This window comes from Amycolatopsis sp. NPDC114505 (assembly GCF_055633615.1).
In genome coordinates this window covers 2,786,781-2,812,018 of record NZ_JBVKDV010000001.1, presented here as the reverse complement: position 1 = coordinate 2,812,018, position 25,238 = coordinate 2,786,781, and the positions used below count along the sequence as shown (strand labels likewise).

Sequence of the window (25,238 nt, the reverse complement as noted above, 5' to 3'; positions counted from 1 at the left end):
CCTGGGTTTCCGAGCCGATCACGTTGACACGGTAAAAGTCGCTCGTATGATTGTCAACAATCCGAGGAACGACCCCCGGAGCACCGGACGTGTCATCAAGTTCAGACGTATTCCGGAGGCTGAGCCTTGGATTTCGACTTCCTGGCGTTCGACGGCCCGCTGGCGCAACGCGGCATCGGCGTCATCGCGCCGTTCGACCTCGCGCTGGAGCGCGAGCTCTGGCGCTGGGTACCGATGGAGGTGTCCCTCCACCTCGCCCGGACGCCGTACGAGCCGGTGCCGGTCAGCATGGAGATGGCGCGCCTCGTCAGCGACAGCCACCACCTGGCCAGCGCGACCCGCGACGTGCTGCACGTCGAGCCCGAGGTCGTCGCCTACCTCTGCACGTCGGGCAGCTTCGTCAACGGCGTCGACTACGAGCGCTCGCTGACCAAGGCGATCTGCGACGCCGGCGCGCCGGACGCCGTCACCACCTCGGGTGCCCTGGCCGAGGTGCTGCACCAGCTCGACCTGCACCGCGTCTCGGTGCTGACGCCGTACGACGCCGACCTCACCGGCGCCCTGCACGACTTCCTCGGCGAGCTGAACGTCGAGACCGTCGCCAGCGACCACCTCGGGCTGGGCGGCGGCATCTGGAAGGTCAGCTACCGCACCATCGCCGAACGCATCCTCGCCGCCGACCACGGCGATGCCGAAGCTATCTTCGTCAGCTGCACCAACCTCCCCACCTATGACCTGATCGAGCCCCTGGAAGCCGCCCTCGGCAAACCGGTGCTCACCGCCAACCAGCTGACCATGTGGGCCTGCCTACGCCGGATGAACCTGCCGATCGTCGGACCGGGAAGGTGGCTTCGCGACGTGTCGTGACGGCTTTCCTTGACCATCCACTAGGATTGTCGACAATTTGCGTCCCTGCGGAGGTTTCGTGACCACCATCGGCTTCATCTACCCCGACCACGCGGCCGAAGACGACTACCCGCTGGCCGAGCAGCTGCTCGGCGGCGCGGCCGCCGACGAGGGCGACATCCGCCTCGCGGTCGAGCACATCTACGGCACCGACAAGCACGCGGTCGCCGAGCTCCTGGACCTCGGCAGCGAAACCCGCCTCGCCGACGGCGCCGCACTGCTCAAGAAGCACGAGCCGGACGCGGTCGTCTGGGCGTGCACCAGCGGCAGCTTCGTCTACGGCTGGGACGGCGCCCGGGACCAAGCCGACCGCCTCGCCGCCGTCGCCGGGGTCCCGGCCTCCAGCACCTCCTTCGCGTTCGTGCACGCCGCGCGCGCCCTGGACGTCAAGCGGGTCGCCGTCGCCGCCAGCTACCCGGACGACATCGCCCGGCTGTTCGTGGACTTCCTCAAGGCCGGCGGCATCGAGGTCGTCTCGATGGCCAGTGCCGACATCGTCACGGCCGCCGAGGTCGGCGCGATGACGTCGGAAGCCGTCATCGAACTCGCCGTGCGCAACGACCACCCGGACGCCGACGCGGTGCTGGTGCCGGACACCGCGATGCGGACGCTCCAGGAGATCAACATCGTCGAGGCCGCGCTGAAAAAGCCCGTGCTGACCGCCAACCAGGTGACCGTCTGGGAGGGCCTGCGCCTGACCGGACGGCACCGGCTCGTCCGCTCCCTCGGCGCGCTGTTCCGGCACCTGCCGGACGGGAGCGCCTGACATGGCCCTGCCACCGGGCATGCTGCCCGAGATCGAACCGGTCAGCCGCGAGTCGACGGCCGCGGTGATCGCGCGTCAGCTACGCGACGCGATCATGACCGGCGCCCTCCCGCCCGGGACCCAGCTCGGCGAGACCGAGCTGGCCTCCCGGTTCCAGGTGTCACGGGGGCCGCTCCGGGAGGCCATGCAGCATCTCGTGTCCGAAGGGCTCCTGCGCAGCGAACGGCACCGCGGGCTGTTCGTGATCGACCTCGAGCCCGGCGACGTCTACGACATCTATGCAGCTCGATCGGCCATCGAACGCGCGGCGATGATCCGCGCCGTGCGGGGCGGGGACCGCGACCGGATCGCCGACCTGCTCGAACAGACCGTCACCGAGATGGCCACGGCCGCCAGTGAAGACGACCCCAGCGCGCTCTCCACCGCGGACCTCAGGTTCCACGAGGCCCTCATCAACGCATCCGGCAGCAAGCGGCTCGTCCGGATGGCCCGGACCCTCCTCATCGAGACGCGGATGTGCCTGACCGCGCTGCAGAGCACCTACCAGCGAGTCGAGGAACGGGTGGATGAGCACACGAAGCTCATCCAAGCCCTTCGCGACGGCGACGAAGAGACGGCGCTGGCGCTGCTCGACTCCCACATGGAGGACGCGGTGCAGCGGCTCGCGCCGGGGACGAGCCTCATCGAGGGACACGTCCCGCCGGTGCCGGGAAACGCGTGAGCGAAGCTCCGGCAGCACGGACCTGAAGGCAGACGCGCGCGGCCGGTAAACCGGCGCACGCAACCGCCGACGCGACAGCCGCACCCGGACCACAGGCTCGGGATCCGGGGGAACCGGCAAGCGTACGTGGACGGCCCGCACGGGTATCGGGAAGCAGTTGGCCGGCGGCGAGCACCCGCAGCTAAGCGCCATCACGCACCCCCAGCACCGGCTGGCCACCGCGGCCGTCGCGGTAGTCCGCGGACCACGGGAAGCGCCCCTGCGGGTCCGCGTGGACCAGTTGGAGCGCATGGATTTCCGGGCCGTACAACGCCACCGCGAAGATCAGGTGCACCGACGGCTCCGCCAGCGGGACCGCCTCCACCACCGGGCCGCGCCGCAACGGGACGCGCTCGCCCGGTGTCGGTGGCGACGCGTGCAGAGAGTGCGCGGCCAGGTCGTTCAGCAGCTCGGCGGCCTCCAGCATCGGCAGGCCGGTCACGACCAGCTCCGGCAGGCCGTACCCGCTCAGGCCAATCGTGTAGGCCCACGGCGGGTACGACCCGCAGTCCTCGACTCCCTGCACGACCCAACCCCGCTCGGCCACGCCGGCGCGAAGCCGTTCCAGGTAACCGGATCTGTCCGGGTTCTCACATTCGAAGCACATCGGGTGACTCCTCCCCCTCGGTGGACTTGTGACCACCGTGCCGGAGGGCACCGACAAAAACTCAGCCCAGTGCTTCGGCCACGGCCGAGCCGAGCCGTTCTGTGGTATCCGTGCCGCCGAGGTCCGGAGTGCGCACGCGGCCCTCGTCGAGCACCCGGTCCACCGCGGCACGGATCGCTTGCGCGGCAACGGTTTCGCCCAGGTGTTCGACCAGCATCGCGGCCGCCAGGATCTGCGCCACGGGGTTGGCGATCCCCTGCTCCGCGATGTCCGGAGCACTCCCGTGGACCGCCTCGAACATCGACGGATGTTCACCCGATGGGTTGATGTTGCCGGACGGTGCCATGCCCAGTCCGCCGGTGATCGCGGCCGCGAGGTCGCTCAGGATGTCGCCGAAGAGGTTCGACCCGACGATGACGTCGAGCCGGTCCGGCGCCTGGACCATCCGCGCCGCCAGCGCATCCACGTGCATCTGTTCACTGTGGACGTCCGGGTATTCGGCCGCGACCTCGGCGAAGATCTCGTCCCAGAAGGGCATCGAGTGGATGAGCCCGTTGGACTTCGTCGCCGAGCACACGCGCGAAGACCGTGTCCGCGCCAGCTCGAAGGCGTACCGGATGATCCGCGAGACGCCGACGCGCGTGAACACCGACTCCTGCAGCACGAACTCGTCCGGCCGCCCGGCGTTGTGCCGGCCGCCGATCGCCGAGTACTCGCCTTCGGAGTTCTCGCGGACGATGACCAGCTCCAGCTCCTCGGCCTTCCGCCCGGCCAGCACGGACGTCGTGCCCGGCAGCAGCCGCACCGGGCGCAGGTTGACGTACTGCTGGAACGCGCGCCGCAACGGGATCAGCAAGCCCCACAACGAAACGTGGTCCGGAACGCCGGGGAAGCCGACCGCGCCGAGCAGGATCCCGTCGAACGCCGAGAGCTGCTCGACGCCGTCGTCCGGCATCATCGCTCCGGCCTGCGCGTACCGCTCGCAGCTCCAGTCGAATTCCGTCCACTCCAAGGAGAAACCGAAGATCGCGGACGCACGGTCGAGGACCTTGCGGGCCTCGACCGTGACGTCCACACCGATGCCGTCGCCGGGGATGCTCGCGATGCGGTAGGCCGTCACAGGGCCACCGCGATGTACTTGGTCTCGAGGAACTCGTCGATGCCGACCGAGCCGCCCTCGCGGCCGAGCCCGGACTGCTTGATCCCGCCGAACGGCGCTGCCGGGTTCGACACGATGCCCTGGTTGAGGCCGATCATCCCGGCTTCCAAAGCTTCGGAGACGCGCAACGCCCGCTTGAGATCGCTGGTGAAGACGTAGGAGACTAGGCCGAACTCGGTGTCGTTCGCCTTCGCCACCGCCTCTTCTTCGGTGTCGAACGGCGTGATCGGGGCGACCGGCCCGAAGATCTCCTCGTGCGTCAGCCGGGCTTCCTGCGGGACGTCGGTGAGCACGGTGGCCTGGTAGAAGTGGCCCGGCCCGTCGACGCCCGAGCCGCCGGTCAGCACCTTCGCGCCGCGGTCGGTGGCGTCCTTGACCAGCTCCGTCACCTTGTCGACGGCCTTGTCGTCGATCAGCGGTCCGACCACGACGTCCTTCTCGGTGCCGCGCCCCATCGGCAGCGCCCGCATCCGCTCGGTCAGCCGCCGCGCGAACTCGTCGACGACGCCGCGCTGCACGTAGAACCGGTTGGCCGCGGTGCACGCCTCGCCGATGTTGCGCATCTTCGCCTGCATCGCGCCGTCGATCGCCGCGTCCATGTCAGCGTCGTCGAAGACCAGGAACGGCGCGTTGCCGCCCAGCTCCATCGACGTCCGCAGCACCTTGTCCGCGCACTGCTCCAGGAGCTTGCGGCCGACGCCGGTGGAGCCGGTGAAGGAGAGCTTGCGGGCCCGGCCGTCGCGGATCAGGGGCTCCATCACGCCGCCGGAGTCGCTGGTCGTGAGGACGTTGAGCACACCCTCGGGCAGCCCCGCCTCGGCGAGTATGCCGGCCAGCGCGAGCATCGACAGCGGCGTCTGCGCGGCGGGCTTGATCACCATCGTGCAGCCGGCGGCGACCGCCGGGCCGATCTTGCGGGTGCCCATCGCCATCGGGAAGTTCCACGGCGTGATCAGGATCGTCGGCCCGACCGGCTGCTTCGTGATGAGGAACCGGCCCACGCCGTTCGGCGCGGTCGCGAAGCCGCCGTCGATCCGGACGGCCTCCTCGGCGAACCAGCGGAAGAACTCGGCGGCGTAGGCGATCTCGCCCTTCGACTCGGCGAGCGGCTTGCCCATCTCCAGGGTCATGAGCAGGGCGAGCTCCTCCTGGCGCTTCATCAGCAGCTCGTACGCGCGGCGCAGGATCTCGCCGCGTTCGCGGGGCGCCACCTTCGCGAAGTCCGCCTGCGCGGCGACGGCGGCGTCCAGCGCGGTGACGCCGTCCGTCGGCGAGGCGTCGGCGACCTGGCACAGCTCCCTGCCGGTGGCCGGGTCCACCACCGGGAACGTCTTCCCCGACTTGGCGGCGACCCACTTGCCGCCGATGAACAGTTCCTTGCCGACCGCGTCGACGACGCCGGACTCGGTGCTAGCGCTCATCCCGACTGCTCCTCACGTGTTGTCCCGAGAGCCATGCTATGGATATTGTCAACAATCGACAACCCGCTCAACCGACCAAGGAGCACGCTGCCATGGCCCAGCTATCTCCGCTGCTCAAGCAGGCAACGCCCGTCGTGGTCGACCACGGTGAAGGGGTCTACCTCTACGACGTCGACGGCAAACGTCACCTCGACTTCACCGCCGGCATCGGCGTCACGAGCACCGGGCACTGCCACCCGCACGTCGTGCGAGCGGCGCAGGAGCAGATCGGCAAGCTCGTCCACGGGCAGTACACGACCGTGATGCACAAGCCGCTGCTCGAGCTGACCGAGCGCCTCGGCGCCGTCCTGCCCAGCGGGCTCGACTCGCTCTTCTACGCGAACTCGGGCAGCGAAGCCGTCGAAGCGGCGTTGCGGCTCGCGCGACAGGCGACGAAGCGCCCGAACGTCATCGTCATGCAGGGCGGCTTCCACGGCCGGACCATCGCGGCGGCGACCATGACGACGTCCGGGACGCGGTTCAGCGCCGGCATCGGCCCGCTGATGGCGGGCGTGCACGTCGCGCCGTTCCCCTACGCCTACCACTACGGCTGGGACGAGCAGACCGCGACGAAGTTCGCGCTGCGCGAGCTGGACTACCTGTTCCAGACGGTCAGCGCCCCGAACGAGACCGCCGCGATCTTCGTCGAGCCCGTGCTCGGCGAGGGCGGCTACGTCCCGGCGAACACGGAGTTCATGGCGGGCCTGCGCGAGCGCGCGGACCGGCACGGCATCCTGCTCGTCCTCGACGAGATCCAGACCGGCTTCGGCCGCACCGGCAAGTTCTGGGGGCACGACCACTTCGACGTCTCCCCCGACATCGTGCTCATCGCGAAGGGCCTGGCCAGCGGCTTCCCGCTGTCGGGCATCGCGGCTTCGCAGGAGCTGATGGCGAAGGCGTTCCCGGGTTCGCAGGGTGGCACGTACGGCGGCAACGCCGTCTCGTGCGCCGCGGCGATCGCGACCCTGGAGGTCATCCAGCGGGAGAACCTGGTGGAGAACGCCGCCGAACGCGGGCGCCAGCTGCTCGAAGGCGCGCGGGTGATCGCGGACAAGACGCCGGCGATCGGTGAGGTGCGCGGACTCGGGCTGCTGGTCGGCTCGGAGTTCACCACCGCCGACGGCGAGCCGGACGCCGCCACCGCGGCGGCCGCGCAGCAGACGGCGTCGAAGAACGGTCTGCTGCTGCTCACCTGCGGGCCGTACATGAACGTCGTCCGCATGGTGCCGCCGCTGGTCGTCAACGCCGAGCAGGTCGACGACGCGCTGCGCATCTGGGGCGACGTCGTCGCGTCCGTGACGGGGAGCTGAGCATGGCGCGGTACATCACGATCACCCTCGACAAGCGCGGGATCTCCTGCCGGGCCCGGCTGCTCGACGACGAGGCGCCGCGCACCTGCAAAGCGGTGTGGGACGCGTTGCCGCAGAGCGGTTCGGCCTACCACGCGAAGTACGCGCGCAACGAGGTCTACACGCTCGTGCCGCCCTTCGCGGAGCCGAAGCCGGGGCGGGAGAACCCGACGATCACGCCGATCCCCGGCGACGTCGTGTACTTCGGCTTCGAAGCCTGGGAGATCGGCAACCCCGCGTACGGCTACGACCAGGAGAGCGAGGCGCACAGCGACCAGGGCGCGACCGACCTCGCGATCTTCTACGGGCGCAACAACCTGCTGATCAACGGTGACGCGGGCTGGGTGCCCGGCAACGTGTTCGCCACGATCGAGGAGGGTCTCGCCGACATGGCGGCGGCCGCGCAGGACCTCTGGCTGCGGGGTGTCGAGGGCGAGACGCTCTCGTTCGCGCGAGCCTGAATCCCTTGCTCACCACCGGGACGCCGGGTGCGACTGCCGCACCCGGCGTCCCTTTTCGCGCGTCGGGGCTACCCGAAAGAGTGATCGTCGGACACTCACCTTTCGTGGCGGGTGATCACCGGATCGAGCTACGCGCGTACCCGGGATGCCGGATCAAGGTCGGAATTACCGACAGTGAGATTCACTCCGGTTCTTACCCACAGTGGTTGACCGCCGAAGCGGGCACCCCGGCGTCGAACACGAAGGGATTACGTGTTTACGATGGGAAGATTCCGCAGCTCCCAGATTTCCGGAAACGGCGTTTTGACAGTTCGACGGCGCGGTGAAAACCTGATTCCGCTCCCTACAGGGAGCTTCTCCAGGGAAATCATGAGTTGTTCGACAAGGAGTCATTCCATGCAGATGTTCGCTCAGCACGCCCACTACTGCCACGACATCCTGACCGGCGCGCTGGCGCACCTCGCGCACGTTCTCGGCTGGCTCGTCTGATCCAGGCGGTAAGCGAACGCCCGGCCGCGGGAAACCGCGGCCGGGCCGTTTTCACGCCAGCTCGCTCAGGCCGGCGAAATCGTCGTCGGAAATTGCGACTCCGGCCGCTCCGCAGTTTTCTTCGAGGTGCGCGAGCGACGACGTGCCGGGAATCGGGATCACCACCGGCGACCGGCGCAGCAACCAGGCGAGGGACACCTGGGCGGGTGTCGCACCGAGGCCGGCCGCGACCTTTCCGAGCACGCCACCCGCCGTCGCGTGGTCACCGCGTGCGATCGGCAGCCAGGGCACGAACGCGATCCCCTCCCGCTCGCAGTAGTCGAGGACGTCCTCGGACGCGCGATCGGTCAGGTTGTAGCGGTTCTGGACGCTCGCGATCGGCGCGACGGCCCGCGCTTCGACCAGCTGCGCGACGCTGACCTCGGACAACCCGATCCGCGCGATCTTGCCCTCGTCCCGCAGTCGCGCGAGTGCGCCGACCTGGTCGGCGAGTGGCACCTGCGGGTCGAGCCGGTGCAGCTGCAGCAGGTCGAGACACTCGACGCGCAGGCGTCGCAACGAGAGTTCCGCCTGCTGCCGGAGGTATTCGGGCCGACCGAGCGGCACCCACTCGCCCCGGCTCGGGCGCGCGTGCCCGCACTTCGTCGCGATGAACAGGCCCTCGTACGGATGCAGAGCGTCGGCGAGCAGTTCCTCGTTCAACCCCAGGTCATAGGCGTCGGCGGTGTCGAAGAACGTCACGCCGAGCTCGGCCGCCCGGCGCGCGACCGCGGCGGCGCCGTCGCGGACGTGGTCCCACTCGGTGAGCCGCATCGCGCCGAAACCGAGCCGCCGCACGGAAACGCCGTCTTCGAAGGTGTACGTCGATGTCATGCCGGAAGCCTCATCCGGCGCGGAGTCACCCGCCAGAGATTTAGTCTGAGCTAAATCCTCCTCTGTAATCGGCTGATCACCGGTTTCATCCGGATTTCATCGGACCTCCCTAACGTCCCCCTCGCAGTGATCAACTGACGGAGGGGACTGCGAAGTGAAAAATCTGAAACGGCTTTCGCTGATCGGCGCGGCGGTGGCGGCGCTCGTCACCGGGTTCGTCACCACACCGGCCGCGCACGCCGAAGGCGCGCACTACTACATCCTCATCGGCGGCACCTGCAACGGGAACGCCGACCAGTACCAGGAAGCGTGGCTGCGCGGCGGGATCCGCAAGGTCGTGAACTACCCGGCCGGCGCGTCCGGGCTCCCGGGCCCGTGCGGCGCCACGCCGATGGACCAGAGCGTCGCCATCGGCCGTGAAGAGGCCAAGCGCGTCGCCCAGGATTCGTTCAACGAAGACCCGGGCGGCGAGTTCACCGTCGTCGGGTACTCGCAGGGCGCGATCGTCGCGAACTTCCTGCTGAACGACATCGCGGACGGCATCGTCAACGTCGACAGGAGCCACTTCAACGCGAAGCTCTACGCCGACCCGATGCAGCCGGTCGGGCCGCCGGGACGCGGGATCAGCGCGGTGATCCCGGCGGGCGCGGGCGCGCCGTCGCCGTTCGGCGGGTACGTCTCGTTCGGCCCGGGCCGAACGGACTTCGGCGGCATCCCGTACATCCGCTACTGCATCCAGACCGACGGCATCTGTCACTTCGACACGCTCGAGGCGCCGGGCGGCTACTTCGCCCAGCACTGGTGCTACGTCGAACGCCCGATCATGGACAACACCCTGGCCGACGGCGTGTACACGAACTCGTCGATCGAGCTGCCGCGGCAGGACTGCCGGCCGCCGTGGCCGATCGGCTGACCTGACCGTTCCCCGGGCGGGCGCCACTTCAGGCGCCCGCCCGACCTTCTCCGGGCAAATGTGAAAAACCTTCATGGCGGCGTACCGGCGGTACGTACTACGCTGCGGTAACCACAGCAACGGCGCGGAGGAGAAGCTGTCGATGGGCGACGTGGCGGCACGGCTGGCCGAGATAGTCGGGGACAAGAACCTGCTGACCGGCGAAGCGATCTCCGAGGACTACGCACACGACGAAGCGCTGAACGCAGAGCCGCAGAAGCCGGCGTACGTCGCGAAGCCGGCAACCGCGGACGAAGTCGCGGAGCTGCTGAAGGTCGCGACAGAACACAACCTGCCGGTGACCGCGCGAGGCTCCGGAAGCGGACTTTCCGGTGCTGCGCGACCGCGCGAAGACGGGCTCCTGATCTCCTTCGAGCGGATGAACCAGGTCCTGGAAGTCGACACCGGGAACCACGTCGCCGTCGTGCAGCCCGGCGTCACGCTCGCGGAACTCGACGTGAAGACCGCCGAAGCCGGGCTCAGCTACACCGTCTACCCCGGTGAGCTGAGCGCGAGCGTCGGCGGGAACGTCGGGACCAACGCCGGCGGGATGCGGGCCGTCAAGTACGGCGTCACCCGCAACAACGTCCTCGGCCTGCAGGCCGTCCTGCCGACCGGCGAGATCCTCCGGACCGGCGGCAAGACGTCGAAGATCTCCACCGGCTACGACCTCACGCAGCTGATCATCGGCTCCGAGGGCACCCTCGCGCTGGCCACGGAGATCACCGTCAAGCTGCACCCGCGGCTCACCCACGGCGCCACCGTGCTGGCCCCGTTCGGCGACTTCGGCCAGGTCATGGCCGCCGTGCCGGCGATCGTCTCCAGTGGCCTCGCGCCGCACATCCTCGAGTACATCGACAACATGACGATGGCCGCGATCGTCTACAACGAGAAGCTCGAGCTCGGCGTCCCGGACAAGATCCGCGACACCAGCGAGGCCTACCTCGTGGTGGCGCTGGAAAACCGGGAGAACGGACGCCTGCACGAGGACATCGAGACCGTCGGCGAGCTGCTCGGCGAACTCGGCGCCACCGACGTCTACGTCCTCGAAGGCCCCGCCGCGCGCAAGCTGATCGAAGCCCGCGAGAAGGCGTTCTGGACCGCGAAGGCGGCCGGCGCCGACGACGTGATCGACGTCGTCGTGCCGCGCACCGCGATGCCGCAGTTCATCTCGAAGGCGCGCGAACTCGCGATGGCCGCGGGCGGCGGCGCGATCGGCTGCGGGCACGCCGGCGACGGCAACGTCCACCTCGCGATCTTCTGCAAGGACGCGGACAACCGGAAGCAGCTGCTCACCGACATCTTCGCCTTCGCGATGCAACTCGGCGGCGCGATCTCCGGCGAGCACGGCCTCGGCCGCACCAAGGCGAGCTACCACCAGGCACTCGAAGACCCGGCGAAGATCGAGCTGATGCGCCGGATCAAGCAGAGCTTCGACCCCGCCGGGATCCTCAACCCCGGCGTTCTCTTCCCCGAAGGAACCGCATGAGCGAGCTGAACGGCGCCCAGTCCCTGATCCGCACGCTGGTCGACGCCGGTGTCGAGGTGTGCTTCGCCAACCCCGGCACGTCGGAGATGCACTTCGTCGCCGCACTCGACACGGTGCCCGAGATGCGGGGTGTGCTCGCGCTGTTCGAAGGCGTTGTCACCGGTGCCGCGGACGGATACGCGCGCATCGCGGACAAGCCCGCCGCGACGCTGCTGCACCTCGGCCCGGGCCTGGGCAACGGCCTCGCGAACCTGCACAACGCGCGGCGCGCGCACACGCCGATCGTCAACGTCGTCGGCGACCACGCGACCTATCACAAGCAGTACGACGCGCCGCTGGAGTCGGACATCGAGGCCCTCGCGGGCTCGCTGGAAGGCTGGGTGCGCCGTTCGGAGCACACCAAGGACGTCGGAGCCGATGCCGCCGCCGCGGTCGCGGCCGCGCAGGACGCGCCCGGCCGCGTCGCGACGCTGATCCTGCCCGCCGACGCTTCGTGGGGTGACGGCGGCGAGACGTGCGCGCCGGTCCCGCCGCGCGTGCCGCAAGCCGTCGACGCGACGACAGTCAAGGACGTCGCCGCGGTGTTCGGCACCGGCGAGTCGGTGGCGCTGCTGATCGGTGGCGGTGCGTGTCGCGAGGAAGGGCTGCGCGCGGCGAGCCGGATCGCGGCCGCGACCGGCGCGAAGGTTTTCGTCGAGACGTTCCCGTCTCGTCTCGAGCGCGGCGCGGGCCTGCCGACGATCGAGCGGCTCGGGTACCTCGCCGAGCAGGTCACCTACCAGCTCGACGGGGTCAAGCACCTCGTCGTCGCGGGCACGAAGGCGCCGGTGTCGTTCTTCGCCTACCCGGGCAAGCCGAGCGACCTCGTGCCCGAAGGCGCGAAGGTGCACACACTCGCGTCCGTCGGCCAAGACGTCACGCGCGCGCTGAACGAGGTCGCGGACGTCGTCGCCGCGGACACCGAGCCGGTGCTGCAGCAGCCGTCCCGGCCCGCGCTGCCGACCGGGCCGCTGACTCCGCAGAACTGGGTCGACGTCATCGGTGCGCTGCTGCCGGAGAACGCGATCATCGCCGACGAGGCCAACACGTCCGGCCTGCTGCTCCCGACGGCGACGGCCGGCGCGCCGCGACACGATGTCCTGACACTCACCGGCGGCGCGATCGGCTACGGCATGCCGGTGGCCACCGGCGCGGCCGTGGCGGGACGGGACCGTCCCGTCCTGAACCTCCAGTCGGACGGCAGCGCGCTCTACACGATCTCGGCGCTGTGGACGCAGGCACGGGAGAACCTGAACGTCACGACGGTGCTACTCAACAACCGCGCGTACGCGATCCTGCGGCTGGAGCTACAGCGCGTCGGCGCGGCGTCGGGCGGCCCGAAGGCGAACGACCTGCTCGACCTGTCGCGGCCGGACATGGACTTCGTGAAGATCGCGGAAGGTATGGGCGTCCCGGCGACGCGGGCGACGACCGCCGAAGAGCTCGCCGAGCAGCTGCAGCGAGCCTTCGCCGAGCCGGGTCCGCACCTCATCGACGCGGTGGTGCCGCCGCTGCTCTGACCCGGCTATTCTCGCCGTCACACCTGAGCCCGGGAGCGGCGGATGAGCGAAGACGAACACGCGAAGCGGGGAATCGACCTCGAAAGACCGAACGCGGCGCGCGTGTACGACTACATGATCGGCGGCAAGCTGAACTATGCCGTCGACCGGATGTTCGCCGACCAGATCCTGAGCGTGCTGCCGAACGCGCGGCACATGGCGCTGGTCAACCGCGCGTGGCTGCGGCGGGCGGCGCGCTTCGCGGCGGAGCAGGGCATCCGGCAGTTCCTCGACATCGGCTCCGGGATGCCGACGGTCGGGCACGTGCACGAGGTCGTCCAGGCGGTCGACCCCGCGTCCCAGGTCGTGTACGTCGACAACGAGCCGATCGCGGTCGCGCACAGCGAGATCGTGCTCGAGGGCAACGACAACGCGGCGATGGTCCAGGCGAACGCCGAGCACCCGGACGACGTGCTGGAGCACCCGACCACCGAGGCGATGCTCGACTTCAGCGAGCCGGTGATGGTGATCATGGCGGCGTTCGTGCACTTCATCCCGGACGAACGCGACCCGGCCGGCCTGATCGCGACCTACCGCGACGTCCTCGCGCCGGGCAGCTACCTCGCGTTGTCGTCGGGCACGTGGGAGGGGCAGGGCGAGGAGTCCCAGCGCTCGGTTTCGCTCTACGAGAAGAGCGGCACACCCCTGACGCTGCGGTCGCCGGACGAGCTGCGCGCGTTGGTGAAGGGCTTCGAGATCCTGCCGCCGGGCGTCGTGTTCACGCCCGAGTGGCGGCCGGACGCGCCGCTCGAAGACCCGCCGGAACAGTCAGGCGGGCTGGCGCTCGTGGCGCGGCGATGACCGACGAACACGCGAAGCGCGAGATCGACTTCGACAAGCCGAACGCCGCGCGCGTATACGACTACCTGATCGGCGGCAAGCTCAACTACGCCATCGACCGGATGTTCGCCGAGAAGATCCTGGCGGTGCGGCCGGAGTCCAAGGAGCTGGCCCTGATGAACCGGCGCTGGCTGCGCCGGGCCGTCCGGTTCGGCGCCGAGCAGGGCATCCGGCAGTTCCTGGACATCGGCTCGGGCATGCCGACCGTCGGGCACGTGCACGAGGTCGTCCAGGCGATCGACCCCGCGTCGCGCGTGGTCTACGTGGACAACGAGCCCGTCGCCGTAGCGCACAGCGAGATCGTGCTGAAGGACAACGAAAACGCCGAGATGGTGCAGGCGGACGCCGAGGTCCCGGAGGACGTCCTCGAGCACGACACGACCGAGATGCTGCTGGACTTCGACCAGCCGGTCATGCTGATCATGGCCGCGTTCGTGCACTTCATCCCGGACGAACGCGACCCGGCCGGCCTGATCGCCACCTACCGCGACGCGCTCGCGCCGGGCAGCTACTTCGCGCTGTCGTCGGGCACGTTCGAGGGCCAGGGCGAAGAGGTCCGCCGCGCCGCGGAGATGTACCAGAAGAGCGGTACGAACGTGGTGGCCCGCTCGAAGGACGAGCTGCGCGCGCTGCTGGACGGCTTCGAGATCCTGCCGCCCGGGATCGTGTTCACGCCGGAGTGGCGGCCGGACGACCCCGACGAGGTGGGCGAGCACCCGGAGCTGGCGAGCCAGCTCGCCCTGGTGGCGCGCAAGAACTGAGGATGTCTCACGTCGGCTATTCTCGCCGTCACACCGGATCTTGGAGCGGCCATGAGTGAAGACGAGTACGCGCGTCGCGGCATCGACCTCGACAAGCCGAACGCCGCGCGCGTGTACGACTACATCCTCGGTGGCCGGCTCAACTACGCCGTCGACCGGATGTTCGCCGACCAGGTGCTGGCCGCCCAGCCGAACGCGCGGGAGCGCGCCCAGCTGAACCGGCGGTGGCTGCGCCGGGCCATCCGGTTCGGGATGGACCAGGGCATCCGGCAGTTCCTCGACATCGGCTCGGGCATGCCGACCGTCGGGCACGTCCACGAGGTCGCGCACGCGATCGACCCGACCGCGCGCGTCGTCTACGTCGACAACGAGCCCGTCGCCGTCGCGCACAGCGAGATCGTGCTCGAGGACAACGAGAACGCGGTGATGGTGCACGCCGACGCCGAGTTCCCGGACGACGTCCTCGAGCACGAGACCACCGAGATGATGCTCGACCTCGACCAGCCGGTGATGGTCGTGATGGCGTTGTTCGTCCACTTCATCCCGGACGAGCGCGACCCCGGCCGGCTCATCTCCGCCTACCGTGACGCGCTCGCGCCCGGCAGCTACCTCGCGATGTCGTCGGCGACTCCGGAGCAGCAGAGCGACGGGACCGCCCGCGCCGTCGCGATGTACCAGAAGAGCGCGAACCCGGTGACGCCCCGCACGGCCGACGAGCTGCGCGCGCTCGTGGACGGGTTCGAGATCCTCGACCCGGGCGTCGTCTTCATCCCGCAGTGGCGGCCGGACGACGCGGCCGACGTGCCGGCGAACCCGGCCGAGTGCGGCGGCCTGGCCCTGGTGGCGCGCAAGAACTAGACGGCGACGAGGTCCGGCGCCACGCGCGTCTTCGGCACCAGTCCCGCCAGCAGCACGCCCGCCAGCGCGGCGAGCGCCGCCACGGCGAACGTCGCCCGGAAGCCGAACAGCGACGGCACGGACAGGCCGCCGACCGTGATCGTCAGCTGGGCCAGCATCGCCGCCATCACCGCGCTCGAAATCGCCGTGCCGACCGAGCGCATCAGGGAGTTCAGGCCGTTCGCGGACGCCGTTTCGGTGACCGGCACCGAGCCCATGATCGACGCCGGCATCGCCGCGTAGGCGATCCCGACGCCCGCGCCGATGATCACCGACGCCGTGATCAGCTCGGCCGCGTTGTCCATCAGCACGATCGCGAACAGGTACCCGACGGCGATCACCAGCGCGCCGCTCATCAGCGTCGGACGCGGACCGAACCGGGTGATGAGCCGCGCCGAAACCGGCGAGAGCAGCATCATCACCAGGCCGTTCGGGGCCAGGGACAGCCCGGACTCCACCATCGTCTGGCCCAGCCCGTACCCGGTCGACGCCGACGCCTGCAGCAGCTGCGGGAACGACAGCGCCATGGCGTACATCGAGAACCCGACCATGATCGACGCCAGGTTCGTGAACAGCACCGGGCGGCGGGACGACACCCGCAGATCGACCAGCGGGTCGCGCCGCCGCAGCTGGTAGGCGCCCCAGGTGAGCAGGATGACGACGGCCGCCGCGGCCAGCCCGAGTGTCGGCACGCTCGTCCAGCCCCACGTGGCGCCCTTGACCACCGGCAGCAGCAGGCAGAGCAGACCGGCGGCCAGCCCGAACGCGCCGAAGTAGTCGAACGGCGCGGGGGTGCGCACCGGCGACTCCGGCACGAACCTGAGGATCAGCAGCGCGAAGAAGAGCCCGAGGCCGGCCGCCATCCAGAACAGCACGTGCCAGTCGGCGTTCTCGGCGACGATCGCCGCGACCGGGAGCCCGATCGCGCCGCCCACGCCGAGCGTCGCGCTCATCAGTGAGATCGCGCCGCCGACGCGTTCGGGCGGAAGCTCATCGCGCATGATGCTGATGCCGAGCGGGATGACGCCCATCGCGCAGCCCTGCAGCCCACGGCCGAGGATCTGGAACGCGAGCGCGCTCGTCGTCGCGGAGACGACCGAACCGGCGATGAGCAGCGCGAGGCTGACGAGGATCATCCGCCGCTTGCCGTAGAGGTCGCCGAGCCGTCCGCTGACCGGGGTGATGACGGACGCGGCCAGCAGCGTCACGGTGACGACCCAGGACGCGTCGGCCGCGGAGGCGTTCAGCAGCCGCGGGAACACCGGGATGAGCGGCACGACCAGTGTCTGCATGAACGACGCGACCAGCCCGCACGAAGCGAGCACCGCGACGATCGCGCGGCCGGACCGCCCGGGACGGGACACCAGCACACCCCCGGTGTGTAGTTAGTACGCATCATGCAACTTCATGCACTGTACCTACGTGCCGGGCGTTTTCCGCTCGATTGGTGCTCTCGTCACAGCCAGGTGCGCACACCTCCGTGGCCGGAGCACGTGCCGGAGCGGTGCTGGCTGTAACTGTACGAACCGTCCTTGCAGATCGCGGTGGCTCCGGACGGGTTGTCGCTGGGCCGGTGGACGCAGTTGCCGGAGGAGTTCACGTAGTAGTCGGCGCCGCACGTGGCCGGCTTCGGCGCGGCCTTCGTGGTGACCTTGGGCTTGGCCGCGGCCGTCTTCGGCGCGACGGCCTGCGCCTGGGTCGGCGCGGTCGTGACCACCGGCGCTTCGGACGTGGGCGTCGGCGTCGGCGTCTCGGTCGTGACCGGAACGGGCGCCGAGTACGTCGACGACGGTGCGTCCAGAACCCCGACGCTGCCCGCATCCTTGACCTGCGGAGCACCGACGCCACAGCCCGCGACCAGCAGGCCGGCGGCCAGGATCCATCCCAGCTTCTTGTTCACCCAGACTCCTTAGCAGCACGAACCAATGCCGCCGTAGTCGCTGGCCCGGGAGCGTTTGTTACGCCGCTTAGACTCGGGCGTATGCGGCGTTATCTCCCCGAGCTCGCGGTCACTGTCGCGGTGCTCGTCGGGTCGCTGTTCGCCGTCCTGAACGACGGCGCCAAGCCCGCGAACCACGCCGCGATCGGCTGGGTCCTCACCGTTCTCGCCTGCGCCGCGATTTTCTTCCGGCGGAAGTACCCGCTGAGCGTCGCCGGGTTAACGCTCGTTTGCTGCGCCCTCTACTACCCGCTCACCGATCCCGACGGCCTCGTGCTGCTGGCCTTCGCCTACACCCTCTACAACGCCGCCGCGGCCGGGCGGATCCGCGGGGCCGCCCTGCTCGTCGTCGCCGCGATGGCGGGTGTCGCCGCCGGGGAGGTCAGCTCGCGGACCGGCCGGCACGTCGACAACTTCGCGTTCTTCCTGATGACCGGCTGGTTCGTCGCGCTCGTCGCCGGGGGCGCCGTCGCGCACTACCGCGCCGAGGCCGAGCGCACCAAGGAAGCCGAAGCCCGGGCGCGCGCCACCGAGGAACGCCTGCGCATCGCGCGGGAGCTGCACGACGCCCTCGGCCACCACCTCGCGCTGATCAACGTCCAGGCCGGCGCCGCGCTGCACCGGCGTGACCCCGCGCAGGCCGAGGACGCTCTCGGCACCATCAAGGACGCCAGCAAGACCGCACTCCAGGAGTTGCGCGCGACGCTCGGCATGCTCCGCCAGACCGAGCCAGGCCTGTCGCGGGTGGCGGAACTGGCCGAGTCGGTCGGCGCGTCCGGGCTGACCGTGCGCACCGAGATCGACGGCGTCGCCCGGGACCTGCCGCCGGACGTCGAGCACGCCGCGTTCCGCGTGGTGCAGGAAGCACTGACGAACGTCGCGAAGCACGCCGGCGCGAAGAGCGTCGTCGTCCGGCTCGGGTACGGCGCCGACGCGTTGTCCGTGCAGGTCGACGACGACGGCCGCGGCGGCGACGCCCCGCCGGGCACCGGGATCCGCGGCATGGCCGAACGCGCGCGGGCGCTCGGCGGCAACCTGACCGCGGCGCCGCGCGAGGGCGGCGGTTATCGAGTGCGCGCCCGGCTGCCGGTGCGATGATGGGCCGATGATCCGGGTCCTGCTCGTCGACGACCAGCGGCTGGTCCGCGCCGGCTTCCGGTCCATTTTGGACGGCGAAGACGACATCGACGTCGTCGCCGAAGCCGCCGACGGCCGCGAAGCGCTGCAGGCCGCGCACGACCACCACCCGGACGTCGTGCTGATGGACATCCGGATGCCGGTGCTCGACGGCCTCGCCGCGACGCGGCACCTGCTCGAAGACCCCGCGGTACACAGCAAGGTCGTCATTCTGACAACGTTCGACCTCGACGAAGACGTCTACGGCGCCCTGCGCGCGGGCGCGAGCGGGTTCCTGGTCAAAGACACCGAGCCCGAAGAGCTGATCCACGCCGTGCGCGTGGTCGCGCGCGGTGACGCGTTGCTGGCGCCGTCGATCACCCGGCGGCTGATTTCGGAGTTCGCCGCGCGCGTCACGCGCCCGTCGCCGGGGCCGGCACTGAACCGGCTCACCGACCGCGAACGCGAAGTGCTTTCCCTGGTCGCGGCCGGATTGTCGAACGACGAGATCGCGCGCGAACTCACTCTCAGCCCGGCGACGGCGAAGACGCACGTCAGCCGCATCATGACGAAGACCGGCATGCGCGACCGCGCGCAGCTCGTCGTCCTCGCCTACGAGTCCGGCGCGGTGACACCGCGGTGGCTCACCCCATAGCCGTACTCCCCCGGGAGTACGGGATGCGCCGTAAGGGACACCGCCGGGAGCACGGCAAGTGTCCTCCGCTGCGCGACGCGAAGTAGTGCCCTCGCGGCGAATCCTTGTCCCCCATGGACACCATCACTCGCCCCACTGGGGGAAGGCTGGCCCGCGTGGCCGGCTGGGCGCAGCGCCACCGGTGGCTCGCCGTCGCACTCTGGGCGCTGGTCCTCATCGGCGTCACGTTCACCTCCCGCCTCACCGGCAGCGCGTTCCACGACGACAACTCGCTGCCCGGTACCGAGTCCCAGCAAGTCGTCGACCTCCTGAAGAACACCGCACAGTCCGGGGCGAGCGCGCAGATCGTGTTCAAGGAGGACAACGGGCTCGCGACGCAGCGCGCCGCGGTCGAAAACACTCTGCGAAATGTCCGATTGCAGCCGCACGTGCGGTCGGTGACCGGGCCGTTCGAGACGCTGTCGCCCGACGGCCGGATCGGCTACGCGACCGTCACCTTCGACGCGGCGTCGACAGACCTCCCCTACGACGACATCGTCAAGTTCGCCGACACCGCGAAACAAGCCGGACCGGTGACCGTCGCGCTCGCCGGCGATCCCATCGAGCGGATCTCGGGAGGCGGCGGACCCGCGGAAGGCGTCGGGCTGCTCGCCGCGCTGGTCATCCTCGTGTTCCTGTTCCGCTCGCTGCTCGCAGCCGGGCTGCCGGTGCTCACCGCGGTGTTCGCGGTCGGCAGCACGCTCGGCGTGATCACGGTCGTCTCGCACTTCGTCGACATCGCGAGCTACACCGCGCCGCTGATGATGCTGGTCGGGTTCGGCGTCGGCGTCGACTACGCGCTGCTGATCTTCTCCCGCTACCGAAGCGAGATCCTCGCCGGCTACGAACGAGACGCGGCCGCTCGGCGGGCGCTCGACACCGCCGGGCGCTCGGTGCTGTTCGCCGGGACGACGGTGATCATCGCGCTGCTCGGCCTGCTCGCACTCGGGCTCGGCGGGTTGCGCGGGGTGGCGCTGGCCGTCGCGCTCACCGTGTTGATGACGATGCTCGCGTCGGTGACGCTCCTGCCCGCGTTGCTCTCGCTGTTCGGCAAGCGGCTCGAGCGCGGCATCCGGAAACACGCCGTCCGCCGCGAGCACGGCAAGGCGTGGCGACGGCTCGCCGACGGCGTCCAGCGGCGTCCGCTGGCTCCGCTCGCGATCGGCCTGGTCCTCCTCGTCGGGCTGTCCATTCCGGCCGCGGGCATGCGGCTCGGGTTCGCCGACGCGAGCACCGACCCGGCCGGATCGACGACGCGGCAGGCGTACGACCTGCTGGCTGAGGGCTTCGGGCCGGGCTTCACCGGGCCGCTCGCGATCGTCACCGAAGACGGCGACGCCGGCGCACTACAGCAGAAGCTGGCCTCGACGCCCGGAGTCGCGCGTGCGTTAACGCCGGTTAACGGGACTGTCCTCGTGTTCCCGACGACGTCACCCCAGGACGAGGCGACCGCCGAGCTGGTGACGCGCCTGCGCACCGACGTCCTGCCGGCACTCCCCGGGCACTACCTGGTCGGCGGCTCGGTCGCGGCCGCGACGGACTTCGCCGACGCCGTCGCCGACCGGCTGCCGCTGTTCGTGCTGGTCGTCGTCGGGCTGTCCGCGTTGCTGCTGATGGTCGTCTTCCGGTCGATCCTCATCCCGCTCAAGGCGGCGCTGCTGAACCTGCTGAGCATCGGCGCCTCGCTGGGCGTCATGACGCTGGTGTTCGGCGACGGCTGGTTCGGCGCGCAGCCCGGCCCGATCGAGGCGTTCGTGCCGGTGATGATCTTCGCGATCGTGTTCGGACTGTCGATGGACTACGAGGTGTTCCTGGTGTCGCGCATGCACGAGGAGTGGCGGCGCACCGGCGACGCGCGGCTCGCGGTGCGCGAAGGCCTCGCGTCGACCGGCGGCGTGATCACCGCGGCCGGCGCGATCATGGTGCTGGTGTTCGGCGCGTTCCTGCTCGACCCGTCGCGGATGCTCGCGCAGTTCGGCCTCGGCCTGGCGGTCGCGGTGCTGCTGGACGCGCTGGTGATCCGCTGCCTGCTCGTCCCGGCGATCATGCGGCTGCTCGGCGAACGCGCGTGGTGGCTGCCGCGGTGGCTGGACCGCCGGCTGCCGCACCTCGCGCTGGAACCGTGACTCAGAGCCGCTTCGCCACCACGGCCGCCAGTGTTCGCGCGGGGGCGCACAGGTCCTCCGGCCGCGCGTCGCTCTTGTCCACGTCGACCACCGCCAGCTCGTCCGTCCGCTGGCCCTTGGTGTCGACGTAGTTCCGGTAGGCGATGGTCACGGTGCAGCTGGTGTCGCCGCGCTCCTGCGGTTGCACCCGGGCGCCGAACTTTCCCAGCCGCAGCGGCGTCCCCGGTTGCCGGATCTCGGCGGCGGTCCGGTCGAAGAGCACCTTCACCAGCCCGGGCCGGTCAGTGTAGTTCCAGTCGCAGGCCCAGTTCGCGAACCCGGGAAGCCGCTCCACCGGCCCGGTCCCGAGCGCCTCGGTCGTCGCCGCGGTGTCCAGCAACGCGCAGGCGTCCTTGCCCGCCAAGGAACCCGCGGGAAGCTGGCGCCGCGGCACCTGGCCGTTGCCCAGAGCGATCCGGGCGCGGGTGGCGGCCGCTTCGGCCATCCCGCAGAAGTCGTGCGTCCCCGCGGGGTCGCCGTCGGCGTCGACGACCAGCCGGGTGCCGGCGTCCGGCAGGAGCAGGATCCTGGTGCAGTGGCCCGGTTCGGCGGCCGGCCGCTGGAGGCCGAACCCGCCGTCCCACTGGACCGGCAAGGGATCCGCGGCACCGGCGGCGAACTCGACGCTGACATCGATGTAGTTCGCGCGATCCCCGGACGGGTACACCAGGGCGTCGCAGCGGTTGAAGTTGCCGTAGTCGTCCGACTGCTCGACCACGCCGTACCCGCCGAGTGCGTCGGGGAAGGTCACCGCGCAGGGGTCCGCGGTGCGGGGCGCGCCGACGATCGACTCGCCGGGCTCGGCGGGAGGGTTAGTGGGCGTTAACACCAGGTAGCCGACAGCGAGGAGCGCGACCGCCACGATCCCGGCGAGCAACGGAATGCGCGGGTTCACGGCGGCCCGTGCCCGCTTCGGCGGATACGGGTGGTCCGGCCGCGCGATCCAGGCGTGCTCCCGGGTTTCCTTCTCCTTGACCTTGATCCGCCGGTAGGTGTCGGCGTCCGCGGCCGCACTGGCCCGGACGACTTCGGTGTGGAACCAAGCGGAAGTGCCGAGGACCAGGACACCTTGGGAACCGGCGAGCGCTTTCTTCAGCGCACGCGCGTCGAGCAGACGGGCGGCCGTGATGATCGCCGGTGACGTCACGCCGCCGTGTTCGCTCGCGGCGACTTCACTGGCACTCAGCACCGTCCGGACTCGCATCCACGCCTGTTCCCGGTTCGCCGCGTTGTGGTCGCGAATCGCCGCCGCGAGGACGCGCGGGAACCGTTCGACCAGGAACCGTTTGCCGGCGTCGACGGGAACGAGGACGAACCAGCCGTCACCGCTGTCCTGTCGCCTGAGGCCGTTCCACTGCACGCCGGCATCCAAGAACGCGGCGGCGAGCGCCTGGTTCAGGCCTTTCTTCAGCACGAGACGGTCGTCGTTCGTCCGTTCTTTCGCGCCGTATCCCTTGACGTCGACCAGGAAGATCGTCTGATGAACGGGTTCTGTCACCTCTCCAGGACTCCCTTGTGCCGTGGCAGGAAAGTCGAGACAGTACCTGCCACGGCCGGGTCGCTGAATGCATTCAGCCCGATCGGGTGACGATCAGCTCCCCCACGTTGTCGGCGTCTCGGACAGCCGGAAGTCCAGGCTTCCGCCGCGCAGGAACGAGGCGTCGACCTTCCAATCGCGCTGTGGCCTGCCGCCTCGGCGCACATCGGCGATGTACTTCCCGCTGCCCGACGTCGTGATCCGGATCGGCGCGCCGCCCGCCGGCCGGATGACCGCGCTCGGGAACAGTGGACTCGAGAGCAGCAGTTCGCCCGAGCCCGGCGTCCGCGGGTAGATCCCAAGCGTCGCGAAGACGTACCAGGCGGACATCGTGCCGAGGTCGTCGTTGCCGGGGAGCCCGGACGGCCCGATCCCGTAGACGGAGTTCACCAGCTGCCGCACGGTTTCCTGCGTCTTCCACGGCTGCCCGAGCTCGTCGTACAGCCACGGCGCGTGGATGTCGGGCTCGTTGGTCGGGTCGTACTTGAGCGGGCCGCCGCCCTTGAGCTGCCAGTTGCCGTTCGCGTCGTGGAAGAAGCCGTCGAGCCGGGTGACGGCGTTCGCCTTGCCGCCCATCGCGTCGGCGAGCCCGGAGACGTCCTGCGGGACCATCCAGGTGTAGGCGGCCGCGCTGCCCTGGGCGAAGCCGCGGTCGCTCGCCGGGTCGAACGGCGTCACCCAGCTGCCGTCGACGTTGCGGGCCTGGGTGTAGCCGGTCTCCGGGTTGAAGACATTTCGCCAGTACGCACCCCGGGCCCGCAGCTCCGCAGCTTCGCGAGTGCGGCCCAGCAGCTCTGCGAAATGTCCGATTGCGGAGTCGGCGACGGCGTCTTCCAGCGTCTCGGCGGCGCCGCCCCAGCAGTGGCAGACATCGTTTGGCGCGTAGTGGGACGTCAAGTACTGCGCGAGGTTGGGCCGCTGGCCGACGCACTGGCCGGGGCAGCCGCCGTCCTGCAACCCCTCGGGACGCGGGACTGTCGCCTGCTTGTACAGCGAGTCGAACGCGCCGCGGTAGTCGAAGTTGCGGACACCCATCGCGTAGAACGTCGCGATCGTCGCCGCCGACGGATCGCCGGTCATGACGTGCGTCGCGCCGTTGACGTGCACCCAGCGGTCCCAGACGCCGTCGTTCTGCTTCGCGTAGTTGTAGAGCGACTGCGCGAAGTTCCCGGCGACGCGCGGTTCGAGCAGGGCCAGCAGTTGGATCTGCGCGCGGTACTGGTCCCAGCCGGAGAAGTTGGAGTACTGCGCGTCCTGTCCGCGTTCGACGCGGTGGAGCTTCTGGTCCATCCCCAGGTACTGGCCGTCGACGTCGCTGACGAGGTTGGGCTGCTGCAGCCCGTGGTAGAGCGCGGTGGTGAAGACGACGCGCTGGTTGGCGGTGCCGCCCGCGACGTCGATCCGGCTCAGCTCGGCGTTCCAGGCTTTCTTGGTCTTGTCCGCGATGGTGTCCACTGTCGACTTGCTGTTCTGCTCGGCGCGCAGGTTGCGTTCCGCGCCTTCGAGGGAGACGTAGGAGATCGCGAGCCGCATGGTGACCTTGCTGCCGGGCGCGAACGTGACGTAGCCGCCGGAGCCGCGTCCGGCGCGGTCCTTGCCGGTCGCGTAGCCCTCGCCGCCGGTCTGGTCCGTGCCGCCGGGCTGCAGCGTCGCGTCCTTCCACGTCCCGGTGCCGGTGACGGGCTGGTCGAACCGCGCCGTGAAGTACAGGCGGTAGTAGGACTTGCGGTTGTTGACGCCGCCATTCGCGCGGCGGCCGCAGAACGCGCCGGTGAGGACGGACCCGGTGACGGTCCCGTGCTGTGCGTCGATGTGGGTCTCGGCGTCTTCGCTGCCGTTGAGGGAGTTCGACGTCCGGAACAGCAGGCTGGCGGGTTTGCCCGCGGGGTACTGCAGGGTGCCGATGGCCGTGCGTTCGGTGGCGGCGACGTCGCTCGTGACGCCGTTGGCCAGGCCGAGACGGTACCGTCCCGGCGACGCTGCTTCGTCGGCGTGGCTGAAGTTGCTCGCGTAGACGGCGTCGGCGCTGTCCGCGGTCGGCGAGGAGGTGACGTCGCCGACGAAGGGCAGGATCGGCACGTCACCCGCGGCGCCGGGGTTGCAGCCAGCGCCGTTAACGTGCGTTAACGCGAAGCCGCGGACGCGGGTGGTGTCGTACTGGTAGCCGTTGGCGGCACCGGTGCTCGTCTGGTCCCCGCGCGTGCTGGTGGGGCTCCAGGCGAGCATCCCGAACGGCGCGGTGGCGCCGGGATAGGTGTTGCCGTCCCCGGCGGAGCCGATCAGCGGATCGACGAAGTCGGCAGGACTCAGGTCAGCAGCGGCGGCTGACATCGTTGTCAACGTCGAGGCGAGCATTGCGGCGGCCAGTGCCACCGTGACGGGACGGCGCATGGGCGGAGGTTAACCCGCGTTAATGGCCG

General features: G+C 70.0%; 22 protein-coding genes. 14 read left to right on the top strand and 8 right to left on the bottom strand.

The window, feature by feature from the left end; all coding sequences use genetic code 11:
- Positions 1-126 precede the first annotated feature (126 nt).
- From ACZ7OU_RS13975 to ACZ7OU_RS13965, 3 genes are read left to right on the top strand one after another with little or no spacing between them, the layout of a single operon-like run.
- A complete protein-coding gene (locus ACZ7OU_RS13975) occupies positions 127-867 on the top strand; it encodes a maleate cis-trans isomerase family protein (protein ID WP_470255278.1) in 741 nt (246 codons plus the stop codon).
- Positions 868-925: 58 nt separating this feature from the next.
- On the top strand, positions 926-1,672 hold the full coding sequence (locus tag ACZ7OU_RS13970) for a maleate cis-trans isomerase family protein (RefSeq protein WP_470241547.1): 747 nt from the start codon (positions 926-928) through the stop codon (positions 1,670-1,672).
- A 1-nt stretch (position 1,673) separates the two neighbouring features.
- Positions 1,674-2,393, top strand: a complete 720-nt coding sequence (locus ACZ7OU_RS13965) for a GntR family transcriptional regulator (RefSeq protein ID WP_470241548.1) — start codon at positions 1,674-1,676, stop codon at positions 2,391-2,393.
- Between the two features lie 181 nt (positions 2,394-2,574).
- Here the strand turns inward: ACZ7OU_RS13965 and ACZ7OU_RS13960 are convergent, their stop codons facing one another.
- The 3 genes from ACZ7OU_RS13960 to ACZ7OU_RS13950 form a co-directional block, all read right to left on the bottom strand.
- Entirely contained in the window at positions 2,575-3,039 is a 465-nt protein-coding gene (locus tag ACZ7OU_RS13960; protein ID WP_470241549.1) for a DUF4262 domain-containing protein, read from the bottom strand.
- A 61-nt stretch (positions 3,040-3,100) separates the two neighbouring features.
- The gene (locus ACZ7OU_RS13955; protein ID WP_470255277.1) at positions 3,101-4,159 is read right to left on the bottom strand and encodes a tartrate dehydrogenase; all 1,059 of its coding nucleotides are present in this window, start codon (positions 4,157-4,159) and stop codon (positions 3,101-3,103) included.
- Positions 4,156-5,619 (bottom strand): NAD-dependent succinate-semialdehyde dehydrogenase, encoded by a 1,464-nt coding sequence (locus ACZ7OU_RS13950; protein ID WP_470255276.1) that lies wholly within the window; start codon positions 5,617-5,619, stop codon positions 4,156-4,158. The genes ACZ7OU_RS13955 and ACZ7OU_RS13950 overlap by 4 nt, the downstream gene beginning before the upstream one ends.
- Positions 5,620-5,711: 92 nt before the next feature.
- On the opposite strand from ACZ7OU_RS13950, the gene ACZ7OU_RS13945 reads away from it, so the two are divergent.
- Positions 5,712-6,968 carry an aspartate aminotransferase family protein gene (locus ACZ7OU_RS13945; protein WP_470255275.1) on the top strand — a complete coding sequence of 419 codons (1,257 nt, stop codon included), beginning with the start codon at positions 5,712-5,714 and terminating at the stop codon, positions 6,966-6,968.
- Between the two features lie 2 nt (positions 6,969-6,970).
- Positions 6,971-7,468 (top strand): DUF3830 family protein, encoded by a 498-nt coding sequence (locus ACZ7OU_RS13940; protein ID WP_470255274.1) that lies wholly within the window; start codon positions 6,971-6,973, stop codon positions 7,466-7,468.
- A 540-nt stretch (positions 7,469-8,008) separates the two neighbouring features.
- Here ACZ7OU_RS13940 and ACZ7OU_RS13935 read toward each other — a convergent pair.
- Positions 8,009-8,830: an aldo/keto reductase gene (locus ACZ7OU_RS13935; protein WP_470255273.1), complete on the bottom strand. Its 822-nt coding sequence runs from the start codon at positions 8,828-8,830 to the stop codon at positions 8,009-8,011.
- 154 nt (positions 8,831-8,984) lie between these two features.
- Here ACZ7OU_RS13935 and ACZ7OU_RS13930 point away from each other — a divergent pair, with 154 nt between their 5' ends.
- The 6 genes from ACZ7OU_RS13930 to ACZ7OU_RS13905 all read left to right on the top strand — a co-directional run bounded on the left by ACZ7OU_RS13930 (position 8,985) and on the right by ACZ7OU_RS13905 (position 15,328).
- A complete protein-coding gene (locus ACZ7OU_RS13930; protein WP_470255272.1) occupies positions 8,985-9,743 on the top strand; it encodes a PE-PPE domain-containing protein in 759 nt (252 codons plus the stop codon).
- A 142-nt stretch (positions 9,744-9,885) separates the two neighbouring features.
- Positions 9,886-11,271, top strand: a complete 1,386-nt coding sequence (locus tag ACZ7OU_RS13925; protein ID WP_470255928.1) for an FAD-binding oxidoreductase — start codon at positions 9,886-9,888, stop codon at positions 11,269-11,271.
- Entirely contained in the window at positions 11,268-12,830 is a 1,563-nt protein-coding gene (locus tag ACZ7OU_RS13920; protein ID WP_470241556.1) for an acetolactate synthase large subunit, read from the top strand. Before ACZ7OU_RS13925 ends, ACZ7OU_RS13920 begins: the two co-directional genes overlap by 4 nt.
- A 42-nt stretch (positions 12,831-12,872) precedes the next feature.
- On the top strand, positions 12,873-13,670 hold the full coding sequence (locus ACZ7OU_RS13915; RefSeq protein ID WP_470255271.1) for an SAM-dependent methyltransferase: 798 nt from the start codon (positions 12,873-12,875) through the stop codon (positions 13,668-13,670).
- The gene (locus tag ACZ7OU_RS13910; protein ID WP_470241558.1) at positions 13,667-14,470 is read left to right on the top strand and encodes an SAM-dependent methyltransferase; all 804 of its coding nucleotides are present in this window, start codon (positions 13,667-13,669) and stop codon (positions 14,468-14,470) included. The genes ACZ7OU_RS13915 and ACZ7OU_RS13910 overlap by 4 nt, the downstream gene beginning before the upstream one ends.
- A gap of 51 nt (positions 14,471-14,521) precedes the next feature.
- The gene (locus ACZ7OU_RS13905) at positions 14,522-15,328 is read left to right on the top strand and encodes an SAM-dependent methyltransferase (RefSeq protein ID WP_470255270.1); all 807 of its coding nucleotides are present in this window, start codon (positions 14,522-14,524) and stop codon (positions 15,326-15,328) included.
- Here the strand turns inward: ACZ7OU_RS13905 and ACZ7OU_RS13900 are convergent.
- A complete protein-coding gene (locus ACZ7OU_RS13900) occupies positions 15,325-16,737 on the bottom strand; it encodes an MFS transporter (protein WP_470241560.1) in 1,413 nt (470 codons plus the stop codon). The two genes, ACZ7OU_RS13905 and ACZ7OU_RS13900, sit on opposite strands and share 4 nt — an antisense overlap.
- An 86-nt stretch (positions 16,738-16,823) precedes the next feature.
- A complete protein-coding gene (locus ACZ7OU_RS13895; protein ID WP_470255269.1) occupies positions 16,824-17,267 on the bottom strand; it encodes a DUF3761 domain-containing protein in 444 nt (147 codons plus the stop codon).
- 81 nt (positions 17,268-17,348) lie between these two features.
- Here ACZ7OU_RS13895 and ACZ7OU_RS13890 point away from each other — a divergent pair, with 81 nt between their 5' ends.
- The 3 genes from ACZ7OU_RS13890 (at position 17,349) to ACZ7OU_RS13880 (ending at position 21,242) form a co-directional block, all read left to right on the top strand.
- Positions 17,349-18,404, top strand: a complete 1,056-nt coding sequence (locus tag ACZ7OU_RS13890; RefSeq protein ID WP_470255268.1) for a sensor histidine kinase — start codon at positions 17,349-17,351, stop codon at positions 18,402-18,404.
- A 7-nt stretch (positions 18,405-18,411) separates the two neighbouring features.
- Complete coding sequence (locus tag ACZ7OU_RS13885; protein ID WP_470255267.1) at positions 18,412-19,077, top strand: response regulator; 666 nt, start codon at positions 18,412-18,414, stop codon at positions 19,075-19,077.
- A gap of 113 nt (positions 19,078-19,190) precedes the next feature.
- The gene (locus ACZ7OU_RS13880) at positions 19,191-21,242 is read left to right on the top strand and encodes an MMPL family transporter (protein ID WP_470255266.1); all 2,052 of its coding nucleotides are present in this window, start codon (positions 19,191-19,193) and stop codon (positions 21,240-21,242) included.
- Position 21,243: 1 nt separating this feature from the next.
- Here the strand turns inward: ACZ7OU_RS13880 and ACZ7OU_RS13875 are convergent, their stop codons facing one another.
- Together ACZ7OU_RS13875 and ACZ7OU_RS13870 are read right to left on the bottom strand one after the other, a co-directional pair.
- Positions 21,244-22,779 carry a hypothetical protein gene (locus ACZ7OU_RS13875; RefSeq protein WP_470255265.1) on the bottom strand — a complete coding sequence of 512 codons (1,536 nt, stop codon included), beginning with the start codon at positions 22,777-22,779 and terminating at the stop codon, positions 21,244-21,246.
- Between the two features lie 93 nt (positions 22,780-22,872).
- A complete protein-coding gene (locus tag ACZ7OU_RS13870) occupies positions 22,873-25,209 on the bottom strand; it encodes a GH92 family glycosyl hydrolase (protein ID WP_470255264.1) in 2,337 nt (778 codons plus the stop codon).
- Between the last annotated feature and the right edge of the window lie 29 nt (positions 25,210-25,238).

Coding starts and splice junctions, on each gene's coding strand:
- ACZ7OU_RS13965 (WP_470241548.1), top strand. CDS start 1,674: ATGGCCCTGCCACCGGGCATGCTGCCCGAGATCGAACCGGTCAGCCGC.
- ACZ7OU_RS13960 (WP_470241549.1), bottom strand. CDS start 3,039: ATGTGCTTCGAATGTGAGAACCCGGACAGATCCGGTTACCTGGAACGG.
- ACZ7OU_RS13950 (WP_470255276.1), bottom strand. CDS start 5,619: ATGAGCGCTAGCACCGAGTCCGGCGTCGTCGACGCGGTCGGCAAGGAA.
- ACZ7OU_RS13945 (WP_470255275.1), top strand. CDS start 5,712: ATGGCCCAGCTATCTCCGCTGCTCAAGCAGGCAACGCCCGTCGTGGTC.
- ACZ7OU_RS13940 (WP_470255274.1), top strand. CDS start 6,971: ATGGCGCGGTACATCACGATCACCCTCGACAAGCGCGGGATCTCCTGC.
- ACZ7OU_RS13935 (WP_470255273.1), bottom strand. CDS start 8,830: ATGACATCGACGTACACCTTCGAAGACGGCGTTTCCGTGCGGCGGCTC.
- ACZ7OU_RS13925 (WP_470255928.1), top strand. CDS start 9,886: ATGGGCGACGTGGCGGCACGGCTGGCCGAGATAGTCGGGGACAAGAAC.
- ACZ7OU_RS13920 (WP_470241556.1), top strand. CDS start 11,268: ATGAGCGAGCTGAACGGCGCCCAGTCCCTGATCCGCACGCTGGTCGAC.
- ACZ7OU_RS13915 (WP_470255271.1), top strand. CDS start 12,873: ATGAGCGAAGACGAACACGCGAAGCGGGGAATCGACCTCGAAAGACCG.
- ACZ7OU_RS13910 (WP_470241558.1), top strand. CDS start 13,667: ATGACCGACGAACACGCGAAGCGCGAGATCGACTTCGACAAGCCGAAC.
- ACZ7OU_RS13905 (WP_470255270.1), top strand. CDS start 14,522: ATGAGTGAAGACGAGTACGCGCGTCGCGGCATCGACCTCGACAAGCCG.
- ACZ7OU_RS13890 (WP_470255268.1), top strand. CDS start 17,349: ATGCGGCGTTATCTCCCCGAGCTCGCGGTCACTGTCGCGGTGCTCGTC.
- ACZ7OU_RS13885 (WP_470255267.1), top strand. CDS start 18,412: ATGATCCGGGTCCTGCTCGTCGACGACCAGCGGCTGGTCCGCGCCGGC.
- ACZ7OU_RS13880 (WP_470255266.1), top strand. CDS start 19,191: ATGGACACCATCACTCGCCCCACTGGGGGAAGGCTGGCCCGCGTGGCC.
- ACZ7OU_RS13870 (WP_470255264.1), bottom strand. CDS start 25,209: ATGCGCCGTCCCGTCACGGTGGCACTGGCCGCCGCAATGCTCGCCTCG.